Below are 1,048 nucleotides of genomic sequence, written 5' to 3'. Positions count from 1 at the left end.
ACCACGGGCACCATGCAGATGCTGGGGAGTGCACCACAGCAGAACGCTCAGGCGCAACCGCAGCCTCAGCAGAATGGGCAGCCACAGAGTGCTGACGCGACGAAAAAAGGTGGCGCGAAAAAGAAAGGCCGTGGACGTAAGGCCGCGCAGCCCGAGCCTCAGCCGCAACCGCCGGAGGGGGAGGATTACGGGTATTCAGACGATATCCCGTTCTGACTGGCCTGAATGTGATAACCGCCCCGCCCTGCGCGGGGCATCACCGGAGAGATGAGGATGAGCGAATATTTCAGAATACTTCAGGGACTGCCGGACGGCTCCTTTACCCGCGAACAGGCGGAAGCCGTTGCCGCACAGTACCGGAACGTCTTTATCGAGGATGATCAGGGAACGCATTTTCGCCTGGTTGTCCGTCAGGATGGCACGTTGATCTGGCGCTCCTGGAATTTTGAGGACTGTGCCGGGTACTGGATGAACCGGTACATCAGGGATTTCGGCATTCTTGAGTAAGAGAGGTGCCGGACGGGTAGGCGTCCGGCAGACATACAACCACCCCGGTCAAAGGAGAAATATATGTCAGTTACAGAGTCTAAGGCAAAAACAGAGCGCAAATCCAGCCGTAAACCTGCAAAAACGCAGGAAACTGTCCTGTCTGCCCTGCTGGCGCAGACAGAGGAAGTGAGCGTGCCGCTGGCCTCACTGATTAAATCACCACTGAATGTGCGCACGGTGCCGTATTCTGCGGAGTCCGTCAGCGAACTGGCTGAGTCCATTAAGGGCGTTGGCCTGTTGCAGAATCTGGTCGTGCATACCCTGCCTGGTGAGCGCTACGGTGTCGCCGCAGGTGGTCGCAGACTGGCAGCACTCAACATGCTGGCAGAGCGTGGAATCATTCCGGCTGACTGGCCTGTCCGCGTGAAAATTATTCCGCAGGAGCTGGCGACTGCCGCATCAATGACTGAAAACGGTCATCGTCGGGATATGCACCCTGCCGAACAGATTGCCGGATTCCGTGCAATGGCGCAGGAAGGCAAAACACCTGCACAAATCG

2 protein-coding genes and 1 pseudogene are annotated in these 1,048 nt (G+C 57.5%); all 3 read left to right on the top strand.

The features are described from left to right. Nucleotides 1-216 (top strand): annotated as a pseudogene (locus E0D98_RS24665) (single-stranded DNA-binding protein); the annotation flags it as partial. Nucleotides 217-273: 57 nt separating this feature from the next. Then, on the top strand, nucleotides 274-507 hold the full coding sequence (locus tag E0D98_RS24660) for a DUF905 domain-containing protein (protein ID WP_032275049.1): 234 nt from the start codon (nucleotides 274-276) through the stop codon (nucleotides 505-507). A 63-nt stretch (nucleotides 508-570) separates the two neighbouring features. After that, on the top strand, nucleotides 571-1,048 hold a 478-nt coding region (locus tag E0D98_RS24655; RefSeq protein ID WP_165941063.1), incomplete at its 3' end, for a ParB/Srx family N-terminal domain-containing protein.

Source organism: Escherichia sp. KCJ4928, from assembly GCF_004352695.1.
Taxonomy (GTDB): domain Bacteria; phylum Pseudomonadota; class Gammaproteobacteria; order Enterobacterales; family Enterobacteriaceae; genus ECMA0423.
The sequence above is the reverse complement of the archived record's forward strand: the minus strand, read 5'-3'. Positions and strand labels throughout refer to the sequence as shown.